The following is a 23,524-nucleotide window of genomic DNA, read 5'->3' as shown; positions in this document are numbered from 1 at the left end:
GAGTCGCGGTCGGCGCGCTGGTGAATGCCGCCATCCTGGGTGCGGTCATTCGCGGCATCCGAAGCCGCTGGTCAGCCATGCGTACTGCCTGACGGCCCACCGGACGTTCGGTTTGTCAACAAGGCCCTCCTTACCTCGGGCCTCATCCATTTCATATGCCTGTGCCTCAATACCCGCGGACCGGAGACGCACTTTTGTCCGACACGATTCTTTCGAAGAACGGGTAGGACCCGGCCTTCGTTGGGAGCGGCGTTCGGGGCGGGCTGTGCCGCCGTAGCGGAGGCGTACCTCGGCGCGGTTGGCCGCGGCGAAGTACTCCAGTCGTAGCTTCGCTCCTTCCGCCTTCACTCCGCTCGGCTGAATCACCCTCACTCCGTTCGCGGCTATTTCCCTGGGGCTCCCAGAAAAGGTTCTTGGAGAAGCTTCGGGAGCTAGGGTCCTGTTCAATTCTTTTGCTCGCTCGCGGGGGGGCTGGGTCAGCGCGGTGTGCACTGCTTGGTCTAGTTCCTCTTGCAGGTGGGTGCATTCGCGGACGGGGTCTCCGGTGGGGCAGGTCAAGAGGTGTTCTAGGAGCCGCTGGGCGGTTTGGAGTTGGTCGATCCGGGCCATGATCGCGGTTATCGAGGTGTTCAAGACCTCACGGCCGGAGGGTGGTCGGGCTTCGGCGTCGTTGATCAATGTGGCGGTGTCGGTGAGGCTCACCAGGCCGTGGTGGTGCAGGCGCTGGATGAGCGCGAGTCTGCGCAGTTCTTCTGTGCCGTAGTAGCGCACGTTCCCCCGGCGCTCGGCGGGGGATAGCAACCCGAAATCGTCGTAGTACCGCAGCGTGGACACCGGCAGGCCGAAGCATCGTGCCACCTGGCTGATCGAGTAGCGCTCCATGTGCCCATCTTGCGCTCAAGTCGACTTGAGCGTGCAGCCTGGCCGCACCGCGAGAAGGAGTCGCGATGCGTACGTTCAGCGTGCCGGTGCTGGTGGTGGGTTGCGGGCCGGTCGGCCTGGCGACGGGGATGTTCCTGGCCCACTGGGGTGTGCGGCCGATGCTCATCGACAAGCGGGACCCGATGTCAGCGCCGCCGCGCGCGGGTGTGAGCCTGCGCACCCTGGAGTTGTTCCGCTCGGTGGGTTTGGAACCCGCCTTGCGGGAGGTCGGCTGGGAAGGTGGCCGGCCGATGCAAACGATCCTCAAGGAGGCTGGAGTCGGCGCCACCCTGCGTCGCAGCGGTCTGCCACCGCGCTATACGCGGAGGTTGGAGACCTGCAGCCCAGCCGACCACCGCCTGCTAGTGATGCAGGACCAGGTTCAGAGGGTGGTGATGGCGGAGCTTCCGCGACGTGGTGGTCAGGTGCGATTCGACACGCGGCTGCTCGACGTCGAGGTGGGTGACGAACATGTGCGCGCTCGGGTCGGGCATGTTTCTACGGGAGAGCAGTGGGAGATCACGGCCGACTATCTTGTCGCCGCCGATGGGGCCAACAGCGAGGTACGGGAACGTCTCGGCATCACCGTGCCCGACCGGGAGGTCCTCACCAGGCTCAACACGGCGTTCTTCCGCGCGGACCTCGGACCGGTCACCGAGGAATGGGGGACGCATTTCTGTTTGGTGCACAACGACCGTGTCTACGCCACGCTCCTTTCGAAGAACGGGCGGGATCAGTGGTCGTCGCACATCATGGACTATCCGGGCAAGCCGGAAGAGCTCACCGAGCTGTCCACGGACAGAACGATCGAGCTGCTGCACGCCGTGATAGGCGACACCACCATCCCGATCGAGTTGCATGAGGTGAACGCCTGGGAAGCCGCCTACGGCATCGCGTCGTCCTTCAGGAAAGGGCGGGTCTTCCTGGCCGGCGACTCCGCGCATGTGCAAAGCTCCGCCGGCGGGCTCGGCATGAACACCGGCATCCAGGACGGCCACAACCTCGCCTGGAAGCTCGCCGCCGTGCTGCACGGCCATGCCTCACCGGCCCTGTTGAACACGTATGAGCCCGAGCGCCGCGCCGCCGCTCGTGCGTCCGTGGCCCTCTTGCGGAGCGGCCGTTAGGGGCGCCAGTGGTAGCGGCGTTCTGGGCGGCCTGTGCCGCCGTAGCGGAGGCGGACTTCGGCTCGGTTGGTGGCGGCGAAGTACTCCAGGTAGCGGCGGACGCTTGGGCGTGACAGGGCTGTTGCCGCCGCGCATTCGCTTGCTGACAGGCCGTCTGGATGAGCTCGGAGGGCCTGTTCTACCAGGTCGGCTGTTTGCTCGCTGAGGCCCTTCGGGAAGGCTCTGGTGGTGCGCGGGCGGGCGCCGAACATCACGTCCACGTCCTCTTGGGCGGCCGCTTCGGCGGGCGGTAGCTGGTGCAGGCGGCGGTGCAGGGCGTTGAAGTGCTCCAGTTGGGCGCGCAGCGCCGTCGCTGAGAACGGCTTGATCAGGTAGTGCAGGGCGCCGCCGCGGAGGGCGCCGCGGATCGTGCCGACGTCGCGGGCGGCGGTGATCACCATGACGTCGATGTGGGCGGTGGCCGGGTCGGCGCGGAGCTCGCGGAGGACGGTCAATCCGTCTATGTCGGGCAGGTAGATGTCGAGCAGGACCAGGTCGGGGGCCAGGTCGCGCACGGCGCGCAGGGCGTCGGCGCCGGTGTGCGCTACGCCGGCCACGGTGAAGCCAGTAATGCGTTCGACGTAGCCGCTGTGCACTCTGGCGACCATGAAGTCGTCGTCGACGACCAGGACCCGGATCATGTCGGCAGCACCGCGGTGAACTCGGCGCCCGCGGAGTTGCGGACGTCCACCGAGCCGCCTCGGCGGACGCAGATCTGGCGGGTGAGCGCCAGGCCGAGGCCGCGTTGCCCGTGCTGGGCGGCCTTGGTGGTGAAGCCGCGCCGGAACACCTCGGTGGCGATCTCGGGCGCGACGCCGGGCCCGGAGTCGCGCATCACGACGGTGACCGCGCCGTCGTCCGCGCGGATCTCGATCTCGACCCAGTCGCCCTCCTCGCCCGCCAGCGCGTCGAGGGCGTTGTCCAGCAGGTTGCCGACGACGGTGACCAGGTCGGCGGACAACCGTTCGTCCACCTGGCCGAGGTGGGTTGCCGGGGCAAGCCGGACGCCGATGCCACGCTCGGCGGCCAGGCTCGCCTTGGCGATCAGGAGCGCGGCCACCGCCGGGTCGCCGATCCGGGCGGTCACCTGGTCGTACCAGTCGTCGTGCGCCCGGCTGACCAGGTCGACGTACTGCCGAACCTGGTCGTACTCGCCGAGCTCGATCAGCCCGGCGATGGTGTGCAGCCGGTTGGTGAACTCGTGCGCCTGGGCGCGAAGGGTGTCGGTCGTCCGGGAGGAGGCGGCCAGTTCCTCGCGGAGCGCGGCCAGCTCGGTGCGGTCGCGCAGGGTGGCGACCGCGCCGATGGGACGGCCGCCCGCGCGGACCGGCAGCCGGTTGAGGACCAGGACGCGGCCCGCGCGCAGCACGATCTGGTCGGGGCCCTCGGCCCGGCCGGCGAGCACGTCGCGGAGCCGCTCGTTCACGTCGAGGTCGTCCACCGCCACGCCCACACAGTCGGACGGGAGCGCGAGCAGCTCGCGGGCACGGTCGTTCACCAGCGTGAGACGGTGGTCGCGGTCCATCGCGATCACCCCCTCCTTGATGCCGTGTAGCAACGCCTCGCGGTGTTCGATCAGCCCGGTGATCTCGCGGGGTTCCAGCCCCAGCGTCTGCCGCTTGACCCGGGAGGCCACCAGGAACGAGCCGGCCACGCCGAGCACGGTGGCGATGAGCAGTAGGGCGAACACTGTGCGCGGTGAGTTGGCTATGCCCTCTTGAAAGCCGGGCATCGCCTCGGTCACGGCGACGATGCCGATGATGCGCGGCCTGCCCCCGTCCGGGGTGGGCGTCCGGCCTGTGCTCGTGCCCGGGGTGGACGTTTGCGGCGTGCGTGGGAGGGGGTCTCCGATCACCGGGACGTGTGCGGCTAGCCGGCCCTCTACCTCGCCTACCCAGGCCCGGCCCTCCCGGACCGTGCTGGCGCCCAGGGGCAGCGCGGCCCCCCGCCGGCTCGGGTCGGGCGAGGCCAGCACCCGGCCCTGGACGTCGGTGATGATCACGGCGTCCGCGCCGGACAGGCTGCGGGCGCTCTCGGCGAAGGTCGGCAGGGAATCGCGGTCGGCGGAGGCGAGACCGGCACGGACGCCGGGGGTCGCGGCGACGTTCTCGGCCACGGCGAGCAGTTTGCGGCCTTCGGTGTCGCGGAACACCACACCCGTGTGCACGATCGAGAAGGCCGCGACGCAGCCGAGCAGCGCGAAGACGATCATCAGCTGCCAGGCCAGCAGCCTGCGGGCGAGCGAACCCGCTGGTCCCATGCGGTCCTCCTCTCCGAGATCTCACCCACGCTCTGTGTAAGTGTGCACCTGCGTGCGGTGTGATCCGGCCCACAAGAAGGTCTGCTCCCGTGAGTTAAATGACCAAAAGTAGAGATAGGCACGAAAACGCGGGCGTGGGCCGAATGTCATGCATGCTGTGCGCCAGCCCACATTGCCCCGTCGTTTCTCTGAGGTGTCACCTGGATGAACAAGTACCGAGCCTGGCTCGCGGTGCTCGCCGCGGCGCTGCTGGTGTTGCTCGTTCCCCCGCTGGTGTCGAGCGGCGACGACCAGGAGACCGGGACCAGCATTCCCGGCCTGCGGGTCATGGTCCCGAACTCGCCCGGCGGCGGCTACGACATCACCGCGCGCACGGCCGTCAAGGCCATGGAGGAGGCGGGCCTCAGCAAGAACATCGAGGTCTTCAACCTGCCCGGCGCGGGCGGCACGGTCGGCCTCGGCCGGATCGCCGGTGAGCGCGGCAACGGCCGGCTGGCGATGTCGATGGGCCTCGGCGTGGTCGGGTCGGTCTACACCAACCACTCGCCGTCCTCGCTCCAGGACACCACGCCGATCGCACGGCTGACCCAGGAGCCGGACATCATCGTCGTCGGCAAGAACTCGCCGTACAAGACCATCGGCGACCTGATCCAGGCGTGGAAGGCCAAGCCCCGCTCGATCCCGGTCGGCGGCGGTTCCTCGCCCGGCGGCCCCGACCACCTGGCGCCGATGCTCATGGCGCGGGCGGCGGGCGTGGCGCCCAAGGAGGTCAACTACGTGCCGTTCGACGGCGGCGGCGAGCTGACCGCCTCCGTCCTCGGCGGCAAGGTCGGCTTCGGCGTGACCGGCGTGGGCGAGACGCGCGACCAGATCGCGGCCGGCCAGCTGCGTCCGCTGGCGGTGACCAGCGCCAAGCGCACGCCCGGCATCCCGGCGCCGACGCTCAAGGAGTCGGGCCTGGACGTCGACTTCAGCAACTGGCGCGGCGTCGTCGCGCCGCCCGGCCTGGACGACCGCGAACGCGATCGCCTGATCGCGCTGTGGACGCGGCTGCAGACCACCAAGCAGTGGCAGGACACCCTGCGCACCAACGGCTGGACCCCGGCGTTCCTCGCCGGCGACCAGTTCGGCGCGTTCCTGAAGGCGGAGAACGACCGGGTCGCCTCGATCTTGAAGGAGCTGGGGCTGGCATGACCGCGGATCCGAACGGTCACCTGACCGCGCAGACGACGGGTGACCCGACCGCGCGGGCGAACGGCCACCCGGCCGATGGGCCCTGGTGGCGCGGCCGGGCCGAGCTCGGCCTGTGCGCGGGGCTGCTGGTGCTCGGCGCGCTGGTGATCGTCGACGCGCTGCGCATCCCGGACAACCTGTCCCAGCGCGGCCCGGTCGGGCCCGAGGCGGTGCCGCTGCTGGTCGGCGGCGCGCTGGCCGTGGTGGCCGTGCTGCTGGCGGTGGACGTGCTGCGCGGCGGCAAGGGCCAGGCCGAGGGCGGCGAGGACATCGACCTCGACGCCCCCGCCGACTGGCGCACCGTACTGATGGTCGCCGCCGCGTTCCTGGCGAACGTGGTGCTGATCGAGCCGCTCGGCTTCCCGATCTCCATGGCGATCATGTTCTGGGGCTCGGTGTACGCGCTGGGCAGCCGGAACCTCGCGCGGGACCCGCTGGTAGCGGCCGGACTGTCGCTGATCACCTGGTTCCTGTTCGACCAGTTGCTGGGCGTCCCCCTGCCCGGCGGCCCGCTGATGGAGGTGCTGTAGCCGATGGACTCCTTCTCCCATCTCCTGGACGGCTTCGGCACCGCGCTCACTCCGACCCACCTGCTGTTCGCCGCGATCGGCGTGATCCTGGGCACCGCCATCGGCGTCCTGCCCGGCATCGGCCCGGCCATGGCGGTGGCGCTGCTGCTGCCGGTGACCTACGGGCTCGACTCGACGGCCGCGTTCATCATGTTCGCCGGGATCTACTACGGCGGCATGTTCGGCGGCTCGACCACCTCGATCCTGCTCAACACGCCGGGCGAGAGCGCGGCGGTGGTGACCGCGATCGAGGGCAATCCGATGGCCAAGTCCGGGCGCGGCTCGCAGGCGCTGGCCGCCGCCGCGATCGGCCACTTCGTCGGCGGCATGATCGGCACCACCGCGCTGGTGCTGCTGGCCCCGGCGGTCGCCTCGGTCGCGGTGGACATCGGCGCGCCCGACTATTTCGCGATCATGATGCTGGCGTTCATCGCGGTCACCTCGGTGCTGGGCGCGTCCCGGATCCGCGGGTTCGCCTCGCTGCTGATCGGCCTGACCGTCGGGCTGATCGGGCTGGACCAGGTGACCGGCCAGTCCCGGCTCACCTTCGGAATGCTGCATCTGGCGGACGGCATCGACGTGGTGATCGTCGCGGTCGGCCTCTTCGCGGTCGGGGAGGCGCTGTGGGTCGCCGCGCACCTGCGGCACAAGGCGGAAGGGCCGATCCCGGTCGGCCGCCCGTGGCTGTCGCGGGCCGACCTGAAGCGCACCTGGAAGCCGTGGCTGCGCGGCCCGGTGATCGGCTTCCCGTTCGGCGCCGTCCCGGCGGGCGGCGCGGAGATCCCGACCTTCCTGTCCTACGTGACCGAGCGGCGGCTCTCCAAGCACAAGGACGAATGGGGCAAGGGCGCGATCGAGGGCGTCGCCGGGCCGGAGTCCACGGCGAGCGCCTCGGCGGCCGGGACGCTGGTGTCGATGCTCACCCTCGGCCTGCCGACCACGGCGGTCGCGGCGGTCATGCTGGCGGCCTTCCAGCAGTACGGCATCCAGCCCGGTCCGCTGCTGTTCGAGCGGGAGACCGACCTGGTCTGGGGCCTGATCGCCAGCCTGTTCGTCGGCACCGTGCTGCTGCTGGTGATCAACCTGCCGATGGCGCCGGTCTGGGCGAAGCTGCTGCGCCTCCCGCGGCCGTACCTGTACGGCGGGATCCTCTTCTTCGCCAGCGTCGGCGCGTACGCGGTCGGCGGCGACACGATCGACCTGATCGTGCTCTTCATGATCGGTGTGGTCGGCCTGGCGATGCGCCGCTTCGGGCTGCCGATCCTCCCGGCGATCATTGGCGCGATCCTCGGCCCGGGTGCCGAACTGCAGATGCGCCGCGCGCTGCAGCTCAGCGACGGCAGCCTCACCGGCCTGGTCAACTCGCCCCTGTCGGTCATCGTCTACGCGATCATCGTGCTCCTGCTGGCCTGGCCCCTGCTGCGCCGCCTGATCACCCGGACGCGCACCGCGAAGACCCAGTCCTGAGATCGAGCGGCCAGAACGTGCGCCCCTCCCCGAGGGGCGCACGTTTCGCTCCGGGGGCGCACGTTTCGCTCGCGAGCAAGCGCCACGGCGACCGGTGGCGCTCGTCCGGCCTCCCAGAGGCGCCGCCCGGCCTCCCAGAGGCGCCGCCGAGGCTCAGCCGGCCAGGATCTTGGCCTTCTGAGCGGCGAACTCGGCATCGTTGAGCATGCCCCGGTCCTTGAGGTCGGCCAGATCCTTGAGCTGCTGGACCGTGTCGGCCCGCGGCTCGGCCGGGGCCGCCTGGCCGCCCACCTGCTGCTCGTACGCCGCCTGACGCTGGGCCGCGATCTGTGCGTCGCGGGCGGCGAACTTCTCCGCCTGGCGGCGCTGGACCCGGCCGTTCACGGCGGACGCCGTTCCGGCGACCACCGCCGCCCGCGCCACGCCCCTCAGCAGTCCTGGCATGCGTCCTCCTTCAGACCGTCGCGCTCCCTCAGACCGTCGCGCTCAGACCGTCGCGCTCAGACCGTCGCGCTCAGACCGTCGCGTCCAGCGCGTCGAGCGCGTCCATCACGTCCGTGGCGGGAATCCGCGCACTCGCGACGACCTCGCCGCCGTTCTCCCGCGCGGCGGCCACGAACGGCACCGCCCAGGTGTTCTCGTAGACGATCAGCGCCGCCACGGTGTCGGGACGCATGGCGGCGGCCGCCTCGTGGACGTCCTCACCACCCAGCAGGCCCGACCGTGCGCCCGCGAACTCGGCGAACCCGCCGAGCTCCGCCGCCGTCGGGCTCTCAAGATCGAGCATGGCGACGGAACCGTCCGGATTCTTGCCGATCACCAGCAGGTCGAAGATCCGGACCAGGCCCCGGTCGACGAGGTCCATCAGGGCTCGCGCCGTGGTACCGGTGAGCCGGTCCCCGGGAAACTCGATGAGAAGAAAATCGATCGGCCCGTGAACATCCACCGCCATGTCCGCTCATCCCGTCCGTCGGATGCGTGATGCCTGTGCGCGAAAGTGTGCGGTGATCCGAGGGCGGTGGCCTCCCCCACTGCGGGTGACGCTCTCGCTGTCACGCACGAAGACTTCTCCGCCGCCCAAGCCGGTCCACGGCCACCGGTCAGATCTGGTGGTTCCCAGGGGCTATGGGTGGCGGTGAACATGGGCCCTGGGCTTCTTACGAGCGGACGGCGCGGGACGCCATAGTCCTTCTTGGCTCAGCCCCCTTCCCCCTGGAGAAACCATGGCGCGTGCATTTACTCGTGTCGGCTCCGTGCTCGTCGCGGCCGGTGTCGCGGCGGCCACACCGTCGATGGCCTTCGCCGCTCCGGCCGCACCGGAGGCTCCCGCCGCCGTCGCCCAGGCGCCGGCGCAGCACAACTGGAAGATCCTCTGGGAGCCGCCGTCCGACGAGGCCACCGCGGCGGCTTACTGGAAGACCATGAAGATCAAGGGCCAGAAGCAGAAAAAGAAGAACTGGTGCGGCCCGGCCGCGGCCGCCAGCGCCCTGAGCTACCACGCCGGGGTCGGCGCCGGTACGCAGGCCTCCCTCGCGAAGAAGATGGCCACCGACAAGATCGGCTTCACGTCGCCGGTCGCGATGGGCCGCGAGATGACCAACTACATCAACAAGGCGTGGAAGACCAAGGGCACCAAGTACAAGGCGCACCGCAGCGTCAAGAACTACAACCTCTGGAACGCGACGCGCTACTCCTACGCGCGCGGCCAGGGCCCGCTCGTCCTCACCGTCTACGCCAAGAAGAGCTGGTACCCGAAGGCGGGCAAGGCGGTCGCCCACTACGTGGTGATCTACGGTTACGACGACACCACCAACTGGGACGACTCGACCTACCTCATCTGGGACCCCGCCCACGGCAAGCGCAAGCTCAAGGCCACGCGGTGGGAGAAGATCGCCTACGCCGGCAAGCTCGTCGTCGTCTGGTAGGCACGCCAAGCTCGACGGACGGCCCGTTCTCGTCGACGGGCCGTCCGTCAGGTTGTGGACCTTGATTCGAGTAGGGGTCACCTCGCGGTCGCGGTCGCACTGACCGGGATCCCGGCTGAACGGGATCCTGGTGGAGTTCGACACCGTCCTGTACCCGCCGCGCGAGGGAGAATCATGACCGTCCCCTATCCGGAGCTCGACACGCCCTCACTGATCGTCGATCTCGACGCCGCCGAGGCGAACATCGCGGAGATGGCGGGGGTCTCGGCCCGGCACGGCGTCCGGCTGCGCCCGCACATCAAGACGCACAAGATGCCGGCGATCGCCCGGCTCCAGCTGGACGCGGGCGCCGCGGGGATCACCTGCGCCAAGCTCGGCGAGGCGGAGGCGATGGCGGACGCGGGCTGCGCCGACATCCTGATCGCCTATCCGCTGTGGGGCCGTCCGAAGCTGGAGCGGCTCGCGGCGTTGCGCGAGCGCGCCCGCGTCCGGGTCTCCCTCGACTCGGTGGAGGTCGCCGAGCGACTGGGGGCCTCGGCCGCCGATCCCGTGCAGGTTCTCGTGGAGGTCGACACCGGGCTGCACCGGCTCGGCCGTCCGCCCGGTGCGCCGACGGCCGAGCTCGTCGCGGAGGTTCGCAAGGTGCCCCGGGTGGACGTGGTCGGCCTTCTCACCCATGCCGGACACTCTTATCGAACTACCTCGCCGGACGAGCTGCGCGCCGTCGCCGAGCGCGAGGTCACCGACCTGATCGAGACGGCCCGGCTGTGCGGCGGCGAGCTGGAGATCAGCGTCGGCTCCACGCCCACCGCGCGGTACGGGGCGGCCGTGCCCGGCGTCACCGAGCTGCGTCCGGGCACCTACGTGTTCAACGACGCGACCATGATCCGGCTCGGCGTGGCCACCGAGGCGACCGCCGCCGCGCGGATCCTGACCACGGTCGTGGCCCGCCCCGCACCCGACCGGTTCGTGGTGGACGCGGGCAGCAAGTCCCTCACCTCGGACGGCGCCGGCACCCCCGGATGGATCATGGTCGCCGGCCGGCCGGAGCTGACGATGTCGTTCCTCTCCGAGGAGCACGGCGTGGGCCGGTGCGCGCCGCGAACGGGACCGGAGATCGGCGAACGGCTGGAGATCATCCCGAGCCATGCCTGCCCGGTCTCCAACCTCTTCGACACGGCCTACGGGGTGCGCGGCGGCCGGCTCGACCAGGAGCTGGCGGTCACGGCCCGGGGACGGGTGCGGTAAGAGCCCATGCGGTAAGAGCCCATGCCGTTATCGGCCACCTTATTGATCCGCTTTGGGGGCGAAGATACCTTTTGCACCAGTCGATCTTGGAGGTGGCCGATGGCGTCCACGAAGCGCGGGAGAGCGGCACGGATTGCCGCTCTGACCTCGGTGTTGCCTGGCGTCCTGGCGTCGTCGGCGCTGGCGGAGCCGGTCAAGCCGCCGCCGATCAAGTCCTATCCGGGAGATCCCGGCCGCCTGGGCGACCCGGCGAGCTGGCGCACCCCCGAGTTCGACCGCGACTCCGGCCTGGTGTCCATCGGAGCGGAGTTCGCCTACGCCGGCGGCTTCGCCGGTGGCGGGATGAACATCGGCGTCGTCGACTCGGGTTACTTCGCCGGGCATGTGCGCGAGCACGGCAGCCTCGACACCGGCTACAAGGTCGGGGACCGCTTCGTGCCGGTGACGGCCAGCGGCGGGCAGACCGGGCCCACGTCGGGGCTGTACGATCCCGCGTTCAACGACAGTCATGGCACGCACGTCAGCGGGACCATCGCCGCGAGCCGCGACGGCGTCGGCGAGACGCAGCCGGACGGGCCCGCGGCCAACATGCACGGCGTCGCGTTCAACAGCCGCCTCTACATGGGCAACACCCACAAGACCGACGGCGTGTTCTACGGACTGCTGCCGCCGACCGCGACTCCCGCGCAGACGCCCGACAACGCCTATCTCGCCAACGTCTACCGTGCCGTGGCCAAGGCGAAGACAGCGAACGGCAAGCCCATCAGGCTCATCACCACGAGTTGGGGCAGCGCGCCACCTACGGAGAACTACAACACGCTGGAGCCGCCGCCTGGCAGCCCGAGCACCTTCGGCCTGAACGCGGCGTGGCGTTACCTGTCGACTCCCGATGGCGTCGCCGATGCGAACGGCAACACCGTTCACTGGCTCAACGGCGCCATCCGGGTCGCGCGGTCCGGCAAGCTCCTGCAGTTCACCGCCGGCAACGCCGGCGTCGCGAACCCGACGGCGCGGGCCGCCACCCCGTACTACCGGCCCGACCTGGAGGGACGCTGGTACACCACCTCGGGGATCAACCCCAACATCGGGCGCACGTTCAACGCGGACGGTTCGGTGCTGGTCCCGGGGCAGCAGGAGTTCAACCAGTGCGGGGTCGCGAAGTGGTCCTGCATCACCGCGCCGAGCCGGCTGATCAACAGCACGTGGGTGGAGGTCGTCGACGGCGTGCCGCAGGCGCGGTACCGGGCCGCGTCGGGGACGTCGATGGCCGGGCCGCACTCGGCGGCGGCGCTGACGTTGATCATGCAGCGCTTCCCGTACATGACCAACACGCAGGCGCTCTACACGATGTTCACGACCGGCCGGCAGAACAACACGATCAACGACGCGAGCGGGACGGCCGTTCCGAACCCCACGCGCGGCCAGATCGTGCAGGTTCCCGACAACCGCAACGGCTGGCACACGGTCAGCCTGCGCGAGGCCATGAACGGCCCGGGCCAGCTGCTGGGCCCGTTCAACGTCGACATGCGCGGATACACCGACGTGTGGTCGAACGACATCTCCGACGTCGCCGCGCAGGCGCGCAAGCAGGAGGACGCCGCCGAAGCGGCCGCCTGGAAGGCGACCAAGGAGGCCAGGGGATGGACGCACGGCCTCCCCGCGGACGCGACTGAGAAGGACAAGTTCGACTTCGCCGTTGGCACGCGGCGCGAGAAGGCACGGAAGAGCCGTGTTTACACGGGCAGCCTCACCAAGCGTGGCGACGGGACATTGTTCCTTGCGGGCAACGGCACCTGGCATGGGACGAGCACAGTCCTCGACGGCAAGCTCTCGGTCGTCGGCTCACACGCCAGCCCCATCAACGTGTACGGCGGGACGCTCGGCGGCAGTGGCCGCGTGGCTGGCAACGTCAACGTTTCCGGCGGCGAACTGCGACCCGGTGTCACGCGCAGGGAAGCCGAGCGTGCCGCCAATGCGCGCGTCGTTCCCGGCAATGTCCTGAACGCCGGAGGGGACGTACGCATCGGCCGTTCAGGTCGCCTCGCCGTGACCGTCTCTGGCGACAGCGACTACACGAGCGTGCGAGCCACCGGTGCCCTGGCGCTGTCCGGAAACCTGGACCTGGATGTGCGCGGACCCCTGACCCGGGGCGCCAAGCTGACGATCATGAGTGGCGGATCGATCAGCGGGACATTCCGCGGGCTGCCCCAGGGGAGCGTCGTGAAGGCGGACGGCCACCGCTTCAAGGTGTCGTATGCCGGCAACAGCGTGACGCTGACCGTCATCCGCTGACCCCTTACCCCTGGGTCTCAGCACCCCTGACACATGAGAACCCCTGGTCACGGCCAGGGGTTCTCATGTTGTGTCCCAAATCGGGGAGTTTCGGACTAGTGCCAGGTAACTAGTCACGATTCGGCAACCCCTGGGGCCTGGAATCTGGACGTACCACGCGAAGGTGCTGGCCGACTGGGTGCTGCGCAAGGACCCGGCTGGGCTGAGGGCCAACTACGCAGGAGAGCCTGACTACCCCGTGCAGAACACCTACGCGACGTACACCGCGACGCAGTGCCGCGACACGTCCTGGCCGCGCGCCTGGAAACGCTGGCACAAGGACTTCTCACGCCGGTACCGCCAGGGCAACAAGTTCATGACGTGGAACAACGCCTGGTACAACGCGCCGTGCGCCTTCTGGCCGGTGCGTGGCGGCAAGCCGCAGAAGGTCGGCGACCGCAACGTGAACATCCTGCTGGTGCAGCCGGAGAACGACGGCGCGACCCAGGTCCGCGGCGCCTCCGAGGTGCACAAGCTGTTCCCGAACTCCCGGTTCGTCCTGGAGCGTGGCGGAATCTTCCACGGCTCGTCCCTGACGGCCAACGCCAACGCGTGCGTCAACGGCCACGTCATCGCCTACCTGAGGGACGGCACCCGCCCGGACTCCACGAAGGGCGCCGACGCCTACTGCGACGCCAACCCGGCACCCGTCCCGACCTCATAGCCGAGGCTGGGACCCCAGGTTCCCCACGAAGATCACCACGGAAGGCGACCGGCGGCGTCGAAGTAGCCGCCGGTCGGCCCGTCGGGGCCCACGGTCGCCATGCGGACGATGATCTCGGCGCCCTCCTCGACCGTCTGCGTGCCGGTGTTGCCGTTCAGGTCGGTCGCGGTGAAACCGGGCTCGACGGCGTTGATCCGCATGCCGGGCAGCGCCTTCGCGTACTGGACGGTGACCATGTTGACCGCGGCCTTCGACGCCGGATAGGCGACCCCGGGGTAGGCGTACGCCGGGTCGTCCGGGGTGCTGACGCGGCTCAGGGAGGCCAGGCCGCTGCTGACGTTGACCACGACCGGCGCCGTGGACCGCCGCAGCAGCGGCAGGAAGGCGTGGGTCACCCGCACCACGCCGAAGACGTTCGTGTCGAAGACGGCCCGCATCATGTCGCCGGTCAGCTCGGCCGCGCCGACGACGATGTTGCCGTCCCCTCTCTGCTCGATGCCCGCGTTGTTGACCAGCACGTCGAGGCCGCCGCCGGCCTCGACGATCTTCGCCGCCGCGGCCACGGACGCGTCGTCGGTGACGTCGAGGACGAGCGGCCGCGCGCCCAGCCGTTCGGCGGCGCGGCGGCCGCGCTCGGCGTCCCGGCTGCCGACGTAGACGGTGTGGCCCGCCTCGACGAGCCGGCGGGCCGTCTCGTATCCGAGGCCCTTGTTCGCTCCGGTGATCAGTGTTGTCGTCATGTCCCCAGAATCCGCCGCGGCGGCGCGGCCAGGCAGTCGTCGGATCTTCCTGGGACTGCCGGTACCAGGCAGGCCCACGGCTCGCGGTGCACACTGGAGACATGGCACACGGGGAGTTCGGCGAGGCGGTGCGCCGCTGGCGTGACCGGGTTTCGCCGGAGGCGGCCGGGCTGCCGACCGGCGGGCAACGGCGCGCGCCCGGGCTGCGCCGCGAGGAGCTTGCCATGCTGGCCGGCATCTCGGTCGACTACGTCACCCGCCTCGAACAGGGCCGCGCGTCCCATCCGTCGCCGCAGGTCGTCGAGGCCATGGCCAGGGCGCTGCGGTTGTCGGGGACCGAGCGCGCCCACCTCTTCCGGCTGGCCGGCCTGGTGCCGCCGGGCCCCGACACCGTGCCCGGCCACATCACCCCGAGCGTCCAGCGGCTGCTGGACAGGCTCACCGGGACGCCCGTCGCGGTCTTCGACGCGTCCTGGACACTCCTCATGGTCAACCAGCCGCACATCGCGCTGATGGGCGACCCGTCCGGGCAGCGGGGCCTCGAACGCAACGGGGTGTGGCGCCACTTCCTCGGCCCGGGCACCGGCGCCCGGCGTTCCCCGGAGGCCCAGCGCGCCCACGAGACCGCGCTGGTCGCCGATCTGCGCGTGGCGTCCGAGCTCTATCCCGCCGATCCGCAGCTGCGGCGGCTGGTCGCGGAACTGCGCGCGGGCAGCGCGCGGTTCGCCGAACTGTGGGAATCGGGTGCCCCCGGACGGCACGAGGCGTCGCGCAAGACCGTCGACCATCCGCGCGTCGGCCCGGTGACGCTGGACTGCGACGTGCTGACCGTGGCGGGCAGCGATCTGCGCATCATGATCTACACGGCGGAGCCCGGCACCGAGGACGCCGAACGCCTCGAACTGATCACCGTCCTCGGCACTCAGTCCCTCACCGGCTAGCCGCGATCATCCGGCCTCGAAGAACAGGGTGGCGCCGTAGGCGTCGCTCGCGGAGATCAAGAAGCCGTCCGGGGTCGAGTGGGCCGGGGTGCCCTCCTTCTCGACGAGGGCGCGGGCGTGGGCGATGTCGTGGACGTGGATGGTCATCGCCGCGAGATAGGACGAGGAACCGCCGGAGGCGGGGGTCGGCTCGTCGGGGAGGAACTCGGCGGCGTTCGAGGCCCTGATCATCTCCAGGCGGCCGGTGGCCATGGGAAGGATGGTGAGCGGGCCTTCGGTGCGCGGCGCGGTCTCCAGGATGCGGGCGTAGCGGTCCCGGACCACGTCGAACTCCGCGTCGCCGGCCACGATCAGCACCGCGCCGAGCGCGCGTGCTCCGTTGGGGTGGTCCAGGTAGCGCGGCTGATGGACGTACTCGCGGGTGAGGTGCTGGGCGATGCCCACGGACGCCTCGGGCGTGGAACGCGGGTCGATGTGGACGGCGCGGGCCCGCAGGACGCGGGCGCCCTGCTCGGTGTCGACGTCGCGTTCGAGGTCGAGGACGCCGGACGTGCGCAGACCGGCGGTGGTCAGGCGGGCGTCGGTGGCCTCGGCGTCGGCGGTGTCGAAGATGAGGATCCGGAAACCATCGGGTATCGCCTTGGTGTGCCAGGGGTCCGGCGCCGACTCGTCCACGATGCCCAGCAGCTCGATGAACGCGTCGCCGAACGGCGCGCAGCGGTTGGCCGTGCAGCCGGTGACCGGGGCCTCTCCGGGGCGCACGCTCAGCAGGTGCCGCGAGCGCGGGCTCAGGGTGAAGCCGAACGAGGTGTACGCACGCTCCAGGCCGTCCAGGTCACGGGTCAGGATGCCGGTGTGGTGAAAGCCGTGGATGTCCATGGGCCGAGACTGACCCTGTCGTCCCCGAACAGTCCAGAGGTTCCGGCCTCGACGCCGCAATCCGACACCGTTCTAGGCTGATCTGGTGGATTCGGTCACGGATTCGCCCCTGGCGGCTGGCAGAGTCCGACCGCCGACCGGCGTCGAGCGGGTGGAGACGAGTCCCGTGACCGGCTACGCCAAGCGGGCGCGGCCGGCGGCTCACTCGCTGTAGAGGGCCTCGATCTCCGCGGCGTAGGCCGTGCGGATCGCTTGGCGCTTGATCTTCAGGGAGGGGGTCAGGAGGCCGTTCTCCTCGGTGAAGTCGCCCTCGATGATCCGGAACTTGCGGATGGACTCGGCCGTGGAGACCGCCTCGTTGGCGTAGTCGACGGCCTTCTGGATGTCGGCGAGCAGATCGGCGTCGTTGCGGAGGTCGTCGAACGGGGTGTCGCGGGGGCGCTTGCGCACCGCCAGCCAGTGCTCGATCGCCTCGGGGTCGAGGGTGATGAGCGCGGCGATGTAGCGGCGGCCCTCGCCGACGACGACGCACTGCATGATCGGGGGACGGCTGCGCAGCCTGTCCTCCAGCGGGGCGGGCGAGACGTTCTTGCCGCCGCTGGTGATGAGGATGTCCTTCTTGCGGCCGATGATCGAGAGATAGCCGTCGTCGTCGAAGCGTCCCAGGTCGCCGGTGGCGTACCAGCCGTCCTGGAGTGGTTCGTCCTCGATGTTCCAGTAGCCGGAGAAGACGACGCCGCCTTTGATCAGGATCTCGTCGTCGTCGGCCAGGCGGACGGAGGTGCCGGGGACGGGGAGCCCGACCGTGCCGGGGCGTGGGTTCAACGGTGGGCTGACCACGGCCGCGGCGGTCGTTTCGGTCAGCCCGTAGCCCTCATAGATGACCACTTGGCAGGCGTAGAAGAAGAGCGCGAGCCTGGGATCCAGCGGGGAGCCGCCGCTGATGGCGTAGCTGAGCTTGCCGCCCAGCGCCTTGCGGATGCGCCGGTAGACGAGCAGGTCGTACAGGGCCCACGCGAGATAGAGCTTGAGGCTCGGGCCCGGGCCGGTGCCGAGGAACTTGGCCAGGTGCGCCTCGCCGAAACGCACCGCGATGCGATCGGCTCGGTCGAAGGACGATCCGCGGCCGAGCTTCTCGGCCATCGCCCGGCCGGTGTCGTGGATCTTCTCGAAGAGGTACGGCACGCCGACGACGAACGTGGGCTGGTACGACTCCAGCTCGGGGCGCAGGTCGTCGGGCTTGATGCTCGGACAGTGGCCGAGCTCGATGCGGGCCTGGAGGCAGGCGATCTGGATCGTGCGGCCAAGGACGTGGGCCAGCGGTAGGAAGAGGAGCGTCGACGCGGTCTGGCCGGTGACCTCGGTGAAGATCGGATGCAGCAACGCGATGGTGTTCGCGGCCTCGGCGTGCAGGTTGGCGTGGGTGAGCACGCAGCCCTTGGGCCGTCCAGTCGTACCCGAGGTGTAGCAGATGGTGGCGATGGTCTCGGGGGTGAGCTCGGCCCGGCGCTTGTCGACTTCCTCGTCGAGAATGTCCTGGCCGAGGGCAGACAGCTCGGCGACGCCCCCATCGTCCAGCTGCCACACCCGCACCGCAGCCGCCGCCTCGGCTACGGAGTCTGCGTTCTCGGCGGTTTCGGCGATGACGAAGGCGGCGCCAGAGTCTCGCAGGATCCATTCGATCTGGTCGAGGGAGGACGTCGCGTAGATGGGCACCGTCTGCCCGCCCGCGGCCCAGATCGCGAAGTCGAGGACGCACCACTCGTACCGCGTCCGGGACATGAGCGCGACGCGGCCACCGGGAGCCAGGCCGGCGGCGATGAGGCCCTTGGCCACCACGCGCACCTCGTCGGCGAAGGCGGCGGCGGTGACCGGCTGCCAGCCGTCGTCGGTCCTGCGGCGGACGACGACCGCGGAGGGGGCCTCGGCGGCGTTGGTGAACGGGATGTCGGCGATGCCGCCCGTGGTGATCGGCGGCACGAGCGGGGACGTCCGGACCTCGCGTACCACCCCGTCCGCACGGATGAGCTCGACGGAGACGCGGTCGGCGAGGTCGCCGCGGCGCTTGGCCTTCTTCATGTCCTGGCGTGGGCCCATGCCCCCGGAAGGGTAGAGGCGGGTCCGCCGAATTTTCTGCTTGCTCAGGAATGGTATTTCAGGGGCCGATGAGTCACATTTCGACAGTCCTCAGCGCAACGGCGGGCAGGGCGGGATCACCCGCCCCGCCCGCCGTTCAGCGCGTGCTGGTCAGGCTGGTCCGACCAGTTAGCGGGCGGCGACCGGCTTCGCGGTGAGGATGGCGCCGTACGCCTTGAACGGGCGGCGCTTGTAGTCCGGGACGGACGTGAACTTCTTCGACTTGCCCTTGCCGCAGACCGTGCCGCGGTCGGTGTCGCGGAGCTTGACCTTCGTGCCCTTCTTGTTGGCCTTGACGTACCAGTAGACGGTCACCTGGACGCACTTGCCGTCGTTCGCGCGGTCGGTCATGACGCCCTTGATGGCCTTGAGGGTGGCGTAACCGCGGACGGAGCCCCAGGGCTTGACGTAGTTGAACTTCTTGGCCGCGGCGGTGGCGCTCGCCGAGCCGGCCTGGACGGACGCGACGCGCTCGGCGCCGGCGCCTGCGGCGTGGGCCGTTCCGGTGGTGGCGACCATCGTGCCTCCGGCCAGGGCGAACGCGGCGGCGGCGGTGATGAGACGGGTCTTCATATGGTGTCGTCCTCTGTAGTTGATCTCCATGGACCAAGGACGAACCTAGAAGATCTTGACCTCTCGCGCATACGGAACGAGACGGATTGTTCACTCTGGAGTGGAACGGATGGGGCAGATAGTGCGGATGGGACGCAACCGCGACCGGGGCTTCGGGATAGAGGAGGTGTCAGCCACCCTGAGTCCCCGGAGGACGCATCCATGAAGAGAGACGCCGGCCTATGGCCACGGCGAGAGCGGTGAGCGGTCTCCCCGGGGAGAAACTGGACGATCTGAGGATCGTCAAGGTCTCCCTGGACGACCCGGAGGCGTTCGGCGAACTGTTCCGCCGCCACGCGCCACGGCTCCACGCGTACATCAAACGGCGCCTCGGGCTCCCCCTCGCCGACGACCTCGTGTCGGAGACGTTCGCGATCGCGTTCAGGCAGCGCGAGAGGTTCGACGGGCGGGCGGAATTCAGCGCCTGGCTGTGGGGCATCGCCAGCAACCTGATCGCGAAGCACCACCGGCAGGAGACCCGCATGTACCGGGCGTTCGCCCGTACCGGCGTGGACCCCGCCGAGGACGGCGTCGCCGACCTCGCCAGCGACCGCGCGGCGGCCGCGGCGCTCGGCCCCCGGCTCGCGAAGGCCCTCGCCTCGCTGAGCGCGCAGGACCGCAGCGCCGTGCTGCTGCTCGCGTGGGGCGAACTGTCCTACGCCGAGATCGCGACCACTCTGGATCTGCCGCTCGGCACCGTCAAAGCCAAGATTCACCGGGTCCGGGCGAAGCTCCGCAAGGCCCTCCCGCAGGAGAACTTCGAGGAGAAGAACCATGGATGAGCTCGACGCGCTGCGGGAGATGCGGACCACGCTCGCGCGCGAGGAGAACTCGGAACAGCTCGCGATGCGGGTCGGCTGGCGAGCGGACGTCTCGTCCCAGCGACGGCGGCGCGCCCTCAAGCTGCCCCCCTCCTTCAAACTGCCACTGGTGAGCCTGGCGGCGGTGACGGCTGTGGCGGCGGGCGCGGTGGCCGTCCTCACCCTGCCGTCTGACTCCGCAGGCACCGGCACGGGCGGTCCGGGCAAGACGGGCGCCGGCCCCGTGCCCGGCAACGCGCTGCTGGTCGCCGCGACCAGCGCGGAGAAGGGCAAGACCGGGAAGTACTGGCACTCGAGGCTGATCGAGGGCGAGATCTTCGCGGCCGGAAAGAGCGCCGCGGATCACTACAAGATCGTGTCCTTGCAGCGGTACGAGGGCTGGGCGGCGCAGGACGGCAACGGCTGGTGGGGCGACCAGGACCTGCCCGCCCGCCCCTGGACCCCCCAGGACAAGCAGAAATGGCAGGCGGCCGGATCTCCCTCTCGACTGGAGGTCCCGTCGGCTGAAGGACCTGTCACCATGTTCCTGAAGAACTCGAACACGGGCTTGTCGGTACGTCCGAGCCCCCCGAACGACGACGGGGTCTTCTACGGGCTGACGCAGAAACAGTTCGTCGCACTGCCGGCCGAGCCCGCCCGACTTCAGAACGCGCTGCTCAACCTCAAGGGTCACTGGCGCGCATACCAGGCCAACGGCCCGGAGGAGCCGATGCGGGCCCTGCGCGGCAAGGCGCGCAGCCGGGCGCTGAGCGATGTGGCCGAGTCCCTGCTGTCCACCGCGCCCACTCCTCCAGCACTTCGGGCCGCCACCTACCGGATGCTCGCCGCCCTGCCCGGCGTCAAGGCCGAGGGCACGACGACCGACCCCCTCGGCCGTACCGGAACGGCGATCTCACTCCCGGTGGACTCGACCGTGCCGCTCGGGCTCTACACCGCCCCCAAGCAGCTCGGCACCTACCGGCGCCAATGGATCATCGACCCCGGCACCGGGGCGCTGCTGGCCGTCCGGGACCTGGTGGTGACCCCGCCGCGAGGCAGCCGCAAGCTCCCCCCCGGCGACAATGGCAAGCCGCGCAGCCTGCGGGTCAAGGACATGCCCGACCGATTCCACAAGCCGGGCGAGATCGCCTCGTACAAGGTGTTCGAGCTCGGGGAGTGGACCGACACCGGCCCGAAGCTGCCGCCCCAGTAATCCAGCGGCCGCCCCAGGCAACCCAGCGGCCGCGCCAAGTAACCCGGCTGCCGCCTCAACAGCCCGGTTGCCGTCCCAAGTGACCCGGCGGCGCCGACACCGACCAAGGCGCGGGGCAGACGACAGTCTGCCCCGCGTCCCGTGGTGGACGGTCGCCTGCCCTGCGCCCCACGATGGACAGTCGCCCCCGCATCTCGCAGTGGACGGCAGGCTGTCCCGCGCCTCTCGGTCGACGGTCGCCTGTCCCGCGTCTCGCGGCGCTCCGGGAACGCGGGTCAGCCGTGGAAGACCGTCAGCGGCGGAAGACCGTCACCGGCGGGGATTTGGGTTCCGCGCCGCTCTGGACGAACACGTAGCGCTCCGGGCCTGTGAGCACCAGGGCGGGATCGTCGCGGAACCCGTGCAGCAGCGTGAGCTTCTTGGTGACCTTGCCGTTCGCGAGGGACAGGACGACGAGTTCGGACGCTTTGTTCTTGCGGCTGCGCGGCGTCAACAGGCTGACCGAATCGGCCGTCGTGAGCAGGCCGTCGACGCCGTTGCTGGTCTTGTGCCGCCAGAGCTCCCTGCCCGTGAGGTCGAACGCGACGAAATCGGCCTCCCAGGAGTACTTCCGGTGGCCTTCGGCAACGGCGACGATGACGTCCCCCTGTACCCGCAAGGTCCGGACGGGCATCCCGCCTTGGTCCCGCGCGTACAACTGCAGGTCGCCCTTGCTGGTGGACGTGGGGAACGCGGCGCGCTGACGGCCGTCCGGCGTGAACGTGACCAGTTGCTGCCTGCCGCGCTCGCCGGGCTCCTTGCTGTAGACGACCACCGGATCCGCGGACACAACGGAGGTGTCTTCAGCCTTGGCCGCGGTGGGCATCGGCGCCGACCAGCGCTGAGCACCGGTACCGGGCTCCAGGACGGCGACGGTGGTCCTCGCCGCGTCGCGCCCGCACTGGACGGTGGTCGCGACGGCCGTGCCGGAGGCGGCCAGCCCGTTGATACGCGGGTCGAACACACACGACTTGGGGGCCTTCCACGTCCACCTCGCCTTGCCCGTGCGCAGGTCCAGACCACGCGCGCCCCGCTCGGTGGACAGGACGGCCGATCCGGCACTCGTGGCGAGGATCCCGGTGACCCCAGGGCTCCACGTCCGCAGAACCTTGCCCAGCCCCGTCTTCCACAGCTGCTTTCCACTGGTGAGATCGACGGCGACGACCTGCTCGCACGGCCCGTTCTCGCGTCCGTACGCGAGCAGCCCGATCCCGTCCGCCGCCGACTCGGCCATCGTGCAGACGATGTACGGCTCGGGCACCTGATAGGTCCACGGCTGCGCGCCAACGCGCAGGTCATAGGCGATCGCGCCATCGGTACGGACCCGGACGACCCGGTTCCCGGTCACCCACGCGCCCTTCCCGCGCAACGAACTCGGCCTGTCGGGCGCGGCCGCCCACAACTCGTCGTAGCTCTCGCCATGCACGTCCGCCCACAGGAGGATCCCGCCATAACCACCCGCGACCAGGGCGACGACCAGCGCGAGGGCCGCGGGCAGCCGGAAGCCCACCAGTGCGGCCGCCCCGACGATCGGGACCCAGCAGACGATCACGAAGAAGAACGCGGCGAAGTGCAGGGCCGAGCCGTTGGGGCAGGAGCCGCTCCCGCAACTTCCGCCCGACTCGACACTGACGGCGATCCAGCCGAGGACGGAGATCACGATCGCCGCGCCGATGAGGATCCCCAGCACGGCCCAGACGACCAGCTGAGCGACCGTCCGGCCGGCCGACGGCTCATGCTTCCTGAAGAGCAACGCCGCGCCACTGCTACCCATATGACCCGCCTCCGACCGGAATGATCAGCAGGAGGATAGATCAATAACCAGTTCAAGATCGCCACCGCGATATGCCAGGGTCGGCCCCATGAAGGCATCACGAGGTGATCTGCTGCGCTGGCAGTTCGACCTGACCTGGTCGTTGTTCGAGTACCACCTGGAACGGCTCGTCCCCGACGACTTCCTCTGGGAGCCGGCGCCGCACTGATGGACCGTACGCCCCACGTCCGACGGAACCTGGCTGCCGGACTGGGCGGACACCGAGCCGGACCCCGTCCCCGCCCCGACGATCGCCTGGCTGACCTGGCATATCGGCTGGTGGTGGAGCACGACCATCGATCACGCCGGCGGAAGACCGCCACGTGAACGCACCGAGATCACCTGGCCCGGCGAGGACGCGACCGTCGAGTGGCTGCGCGACCTCCGCAAAGACTGGCTGACCGTCCTCGACCGCCTCACCGACTCCGACCTCGACGCCACCGCCCCGTTCCCCTGGCAGAACGACCCCGATCACACCGTCGCCCACATGATCGGCTGGGTGAACGCCGAGCTCATGAAGAACGCCACCGAGATCGGCACACTCCGCCTCCAGCGCGCCGCCCGCTGAGG

At 70.0% G+C, this 23,524-nt stretch carries 21 protein-coding genes and 1 pseudogene; 12 read left to right on the top strand and 10 right to left on the bottom strand.

What is annotated here, in order from left to right:
- Positions 1–45: 45 nt before the first annotated feature.
- A complete protein-coding gene (locus ACGFNU_RS05560) occupies positions 46–882 on the bottom strand; it encodes a MerR family transcriptional regulator (protein WP_392590453.1) in 837 nt (278 codons plus the stop codon).
- A 65-nt stretch (positions 883–947) separates the two neighbouring features.
- Here ACGFNU_RS05560 and ACGFNU_RS05555 point away from each other — a divergent pair, with 65 nt between their 5' ends.
- Complete coding sequence (locus tag ACGFNU_RS05555) at positions 948–2,045, top strand: FAD-dependent monooxygenase (RefSeq protein ID WP_392590451.1); 1,098 nt, start codon at positions 948–950, stop codon at positions 2,043–2,045.
- On the opposite strand, the gene ACGFNU_RS05550 is transcribed toward ACGFNU_RS05555, so the two are convergent.
- Both ACGFNU_RS05550 and ACGFNU_RS05545 read right to left on the bottom strand, forming a co-directional pair.
- A complete protein-coding gene (locus ACGFNU_RS05550; protein WP_392590449.1) occupies positions 2,042–2,725 on the bottom strand; it encodes a response regulator in 684 nt (227 codons plus the stop codon). The two genes, ACGFNU_RS05555 and ACGFNU_RS05550, sit on opposite strands and share 4 nt — an antisense overlap.
- Complete coding sequence (locus tag ACGFNU_RS05545; protein WP_392590447.1) at positions 2,722–4,344, bottom strand: ATP-binding protein; 1,623 nt, start codon at positions 4,342–4,344, stop codon at positions 2,722–2,724. The genes ACGFNU_RS05550 and ACGFNU_RS05545 overlap by 4 nt, the downstream gene beginning before the upstream one ends.
- Positions 4,345–4,548: 204 nt before the next feature.
- On the opposite strand from ACGFNU_RS05545, the gene ACGFNU_RS05540 reads away from it, so the two are divergent.
- The 3 genes from ACGFNU_RS05540 to ACGFNU_RS05530 are packed head-to-tail and all read left to right on the top strand — an operon-like array spanning position 4,549 to position 7,613.
- Complete coding sequence (locus tag ACGFNU_RS05540; protein ID WP_392590445.1) at positions 4,549–5,538, top strand: Bug family tripartite tricarboxylate transporter substrate binding protein; 990 nt, start codon at positions 4,549–4,551, stop codon at positions 5,536–5,538.
- Positions 5,535–6,107 carry a tripartite tricarboxylate transporter TctB family protein gene (locus tag ACGFNU_RS05535; protein WP_392590444.1) on the top strand — a complete coding sequence of 191 codons (573 nt, stop codon included), beginning with the start codon at positions 5,535–5,537 and terminating at the stop codon, positions 6,105–6,107. Before ACGFNU_RS05540 ends, ACGFNU_RS05535 begins: the two co-directional genes overlap by 4 nt.
- 3 nt (positions 6,108–6,110) lie before the next feature.
- Entirely contained in the window at positions 6,111–7,613 is a 1,503-nt protein-coding gene (locus ACGFNU_RS05530) for a tripartite tricarboxylate transporter permease (protein ID WP_392590442.1), read from the top strand.
- 153 nt (positions 7,614–7,766) lie between these two features.
- Here ACGFNU_RS05530 and ACGFNU_RS05525 read toward each other — a convergent pair whose 3' ends face one another.
- Together ACGFNU_RS05525 and ACGFNU_RS05520 are read right to left on the bottom strand one after the other, a co-directional pair.
- Positions 7,767–8,057: an SHOCT domain-containing protein gene (locus tag ACGFNU_RS05525; RefSeq protein WP_392590440.1), complete on the bottom strand. Its 291-nt coding sequence runs from the start codon at positions 8,055–8,057 to the stop codon at positions 7,767–7,769.
- A 70-nt stretch (positions 8,058–8,127) separates the two neighbouring features.
- Positions 8,128–8,565, bottom strand: coding sequence for a DUF6325 family protein (locus ACGFNU_RS05520; protein ID WP_392590438.1), 438 nt, complete (start codon positions 8,563–8,565; stop codon positions 8,128–8,130).
- A gap of 271 nt (positions 8,566–8,836) precedes the next feature.
- Between ACGFNU_RS05520 and ACGFNU_RS05515 the strand changes: the two genes are divergently transcribed.
- The 4 genes from ACGFNU_RS05515 to ACGFNU_RS05500 all read left to right on the top strand — a co-directional run bounded on the left by ACGFNU_RS05515 (position 8,837) and on the right by ACGFNU_RS05500 (position 13,781).
- Positions 8,837–9,538, top strand: a complete 702-nt coding sequence (locus tag ACGFNU_RS05515; RefSeq protein WP_392590436.1) for a C39 family peptidase — start codon at positions 8,837–8,839, stop codon at positions 9,536–9,538.
- 174 nt (positions 9,539–9,712) lie between these two features.
- Positions 9,713–10,786 (top strand): alanine racemase, encoded by a 1,074-nt coding sequence (locus ACGFNU_RS05510; protein ID WP_392590434.1) that lies wholly within the window; start codon positions 9,713–9,715, stop codon positions 10,784–10,786.
- Between the two features lie 99 nt (positions 10,787–10,885).
- Positions 10,886–13,078 carry a S8 family serine peptidase gene (locus tag ACGFNU_RS05505; protein WP_392590432.1) on the top strand — a complete coding sequence of 731 codons (2,193 nt, stop codon included), beginning with the start codon at positions 10,886–10,888 and terminating at the stop codon, positions 13,076–13,078.
- 163 nt (positions 13,079–13,241) lie between these two features.
- On the top strand, positions 13,242–13,781 hold the full coding sequence (locus ACGFNU_RS05500) for an alpha/beta hydrolase (protein ID WP_392590430.1): 540 nt from the start codon (positions 13,242–13,244) through the stop codon (positions 13,779–13,781).
- 32 nt (positions 13,782–13,813) lie between these two features.
- Here the strand turns inward: ACGFNU_RS05500 and ACGFNU_RS05495 are convergent, their stop codons facing one another.
- Positions 13,814–14,521, bottom strand: a complete 708-nt coding sequence (locus ACGFNU_RS05495) for an SDR family oxidoreductase (protein WP_392590429.1) — start codon at positions 14,519–14,521, stop codon at positions 13,814–13,816.
- 101 nt (positions 14,522–14,622) lie between these two features.
- Here ACGFNU_RS05495 and ACGFNU_RS05490 point away from each other — a divergent pair, with 101 nt between their 5' ends.
- Complete coding sequence (locus ACGFNU_RS05490) at positions 14,623–15,462, top strand: helix-turn-helix transcriptional regulator (protein WP_392590427.1); 840 nt, start codon at positions 14,623–14,625, stop codon at positions 15,460–15,462.
- A gap of 6 nt (positions 15,463–15,468) precedes the next feature.
- On the opposite strand, the gene ACGFNU_RS05485 is transcribed toward ACGFNU_RS05490, so the two are convergent.
- The 3 genes from ACGFNU_RS05485 to ACGFNU_RS05475 form a co-directional block, all read right to left on the bottom strand.
- Positions 15,469–16,341 carry a VOC family protein gene (locus ACGFNU_RS05485; protein ID WP_392590425.1) on the bottom strand — a complete coding sequence of 291 codons (873 nt, stop codon included), beginning with the start codon at positions 16,339–16,341 and terminating at the stop codon, positions 15,469–15,471.
- A gap of 201 nt (positions 16,342–16,542) precedes the next feature.
- On the bottom strand, positions 16,543–18,438 hold the full coding sequence (locus ACGFNU_RS05480; protein WP_392590423.1) for an AMP-dependent synthetase/ligase: 1,896 nt from the start codon (positions 18,436–18,438) through the stop codon (positions 16,543–16,545).
- A gap of 168 nt (positions 18,439–18,606) precedes the next feature.
- Positions 18,607–19,050, bottom strand: a complete 444-nt coding sequence (locus tag ACGFNU_RS05475; protein WP_392590421.1) for a hypothetical protein — start codon at positions 19,048–19,050, stop codon at positions 18,607–18,609.
- Positions 19,051–19,289: 239 nt separating this feature from the next.
- On the opposite strand from ACGFNU_RS05475, the gene ACGFNU_RS05470 reads away from it, so the two are divergent.
- Positions 19,290–19,871 carry an RNA polymerase sigma factor gene (locus tag ACGFNU_RS05470; protein ID WP_392590419.1) on the top strand — a complete coding sequence of 194 codons (582 nt, stop codon included), beginning with the start codon at positions 19,290–19,292 and terminating at the stop codon, positions 19,869–19,871.
- Positions 19,864–21,102, top strand: a complete 1,239-nt coding sequence (locus tag ACGFNU_RS05465; protein WP_392590417.1) for a CU044_5270 family protein — start codon at positions 19,864–19,866, stop codon at positions 21,100–21,102. Before ACGFNU_RS05470 ends, ACGFNU_RS05465 begins: the two co-directional genes overlap by 8 nt.
- Positions 21,103–21,394: 292 nt before the next feature.
- Here the strand turns inward: ACGFNU_RS05465 and ACGFNU_RS05460 are convergent, their stop codons facing one another.
- Positions 21,395–22,915 carry a PQQ-binding-like beta-propeller repeat protein gene (locus ACGFNU_RS05460; protein WP_392590416.1) on the bottom strand — a complete coding sequence of 507 codons (1,521 nt, stop codon included), beginning with the start codon at positions 22,913–22,915 and terminating at the stop codon, positions 21,395–21,397.
- Positions 22,916–23,003: 88 nt separating this feature from the next.
- On the opposite strand from ACGFNU_RS05460, the pseudogene ACGFNU_RS05455 reads away from it, so the two are divergent.
- Positions 23,004–23,522: pseudogene (locus tag ACGFNU_RS05455) on the top strand (DinB family protein).
- Positions 23,523–23,524: the final 2 nt, after the last annotated feature.

The sequence above is a fragment of the Spirillospora sp. NPDC048911 genome (genome assembly GCF_043198015.1).
In the GTDB taxonomy this organism is placed as follows: domain Bacteria; phylum Actinomycetota; class Actinomycetes; order Streptosporangiales; family Streptosporangiaceae; genus Spirillospora.
The sequence above is the reverse complement of the archived record's forward strand: the minus strand, read 5'-3'. Positions and strand labels throughout refer to the sequence as shown.

What these genes read in the sequence shown, in the direction of transcription:
- ACGFNU_RS05555 (WP_392590451.1), top strand. Translation starts at nt 948, where the DNA reads ATGCGTACGTTCAGCGTGCCGGTGCTGGTGGTGGGTTGCGGGCCGGTC.
- ACGFNU_RS05520 (WP_392590438.1), bottom strand. Translation starts at nt 8,565, where the DNA reads ATGGCGGTGGATGTTCACGGGCCGATCGATTTTCTTCTCATCGAGTTT.
- ACGFNU_RS05535 (WP_392590444.1), top strand. Translation starts at nt 5,535, where the DNA reads ATGACCGCGGATCCGAACGGTCACCTGACCGCGCAGACGACGGGTGAC.
- ACGFNU_RS05505 (WP_392590432.1), top strand. Translation starts at nt 10,886, where the DNA reads ATGGCGTCCACGAAGCGCGGGAGAGCGGCACGGATTGCCGCTCTGACC.
- ACGFNU_RS05510 (WP_392590434.1), top strand. Translation starts at nt 9,713, where the DNA reads ATGACCGTCCCCTATCCGGAGCTCGACACGCCCTCACTGATCGTCGAT.
- ACGFNU_RS05525 (WP_392590440.1), bottom strand. Translation starts at nt 8,057, where the DNA reads ATGCCAGGACTGCTGAGGGGCGTGGCGCGGGCGGCGGTGGTCGCCGGA.
- ACGFNU_RS05530 (WP_392590442.1), top strand. Translation starts at nt 6,111, where the DNA reads ATGGACTCCTTCTCCCATCTCCTGGACGGCTTCGGCACCGCGCTCACT.
- ACGFNU_RS05490 (WP_392590427.1), top strand. Translation starts at nt 14,623, where the DNA reads ATGGCACACGGGGAGTTCGGCGAGGCGGTGCGCCGCTGGCGTGACCGG.
- ACGFNU_RS05465 (WP_392590417.1), top strand. Translation starts at nt 19,864, where the DNA reads ATGGATGAGCTCGACGCGCTGCGGGAGATGCGGACCACGCTCGCGCGC.
- ACGFNU_RS05550 (WP_392590449.1), bottom strand. Translation starts at nt 2,725, where the DNA reads ATGATCCGGGTCCTGGTCGTCGACGACGACTTCATGGTCGCCAGAGTG.
- ACGFNU_RS05475 (WP_392590421.1), bottom strand. Translation starts at nt 19,050, where the DNA reads ATGAAGACCCGTCTCATCACCGCCGCCGCCGCGTTCGCCCTGGCCGGA.
- ACGFNU_RS05515 (WP_392590436.1), top strand. Translation starts at nt 8,837, where the DNA reads ATGGCGCGTGCATTTACTCGTGTCGGCTCCGTGCTCGTCGCGGCCGGT.
- ACGFNU_RS05485 (WP_392590425.1), bottom strand. Translation starts at nt 16,341, where the DNA reads ATGGACATCCACGGCTTTCACCACACCGGCATCCTGACCCGTGACCTG.
- ACGFNU_RS05480 (WP_392590423.1), bottom strand. Translation starts at nt 18,438, where the DNA reads ATGGGCCCACGCCAGGACATGAAGAAGGCCAAGCGCCGCGGCGACCTC.
- ACGFNU_RS05545 (WP_392590447.1), bottom strand. Translation starts at nt 4,344, where the DNA reads ATGGGACCAGCGGGTTCGCTCGCCCGCAGGCTGCTGGCCTGGCAGCTG.
- ACGFNU_RS05540 (WP_392590445.1), top strand. Translation starts at nt 4,549, where the DNA reads ATGAACAAGTACCGAGCCTGGCTCGCGGTGCTCGCCGCGGCGCTGCTG.
- ACGFNU_RS05495 (WP_392590429.1), bottom strand. Translation starts at nt 14,521, where the DNA reads ATGACGACAACACTGATCACCGGAGCGAACAAGGGCCTCGGATACGAG.
- ACGFNU_RS05460 (WP_392590416.1), bottom strand. Translation starts at nt 22,915, where the DNA reads ATGGGTAGCAGTGGCGCGGCGTTGCTCTTCAGGAAGCATGAGCCGTCG.
- ACGFNU_RS05560 (WP_392590453.1), bottom strand. Translation starts at nt 882, where the DNA reads ATGGAGCGCTACTCGATCAGCCAGGTGGCACGATGCTTCGGCCTGCCG.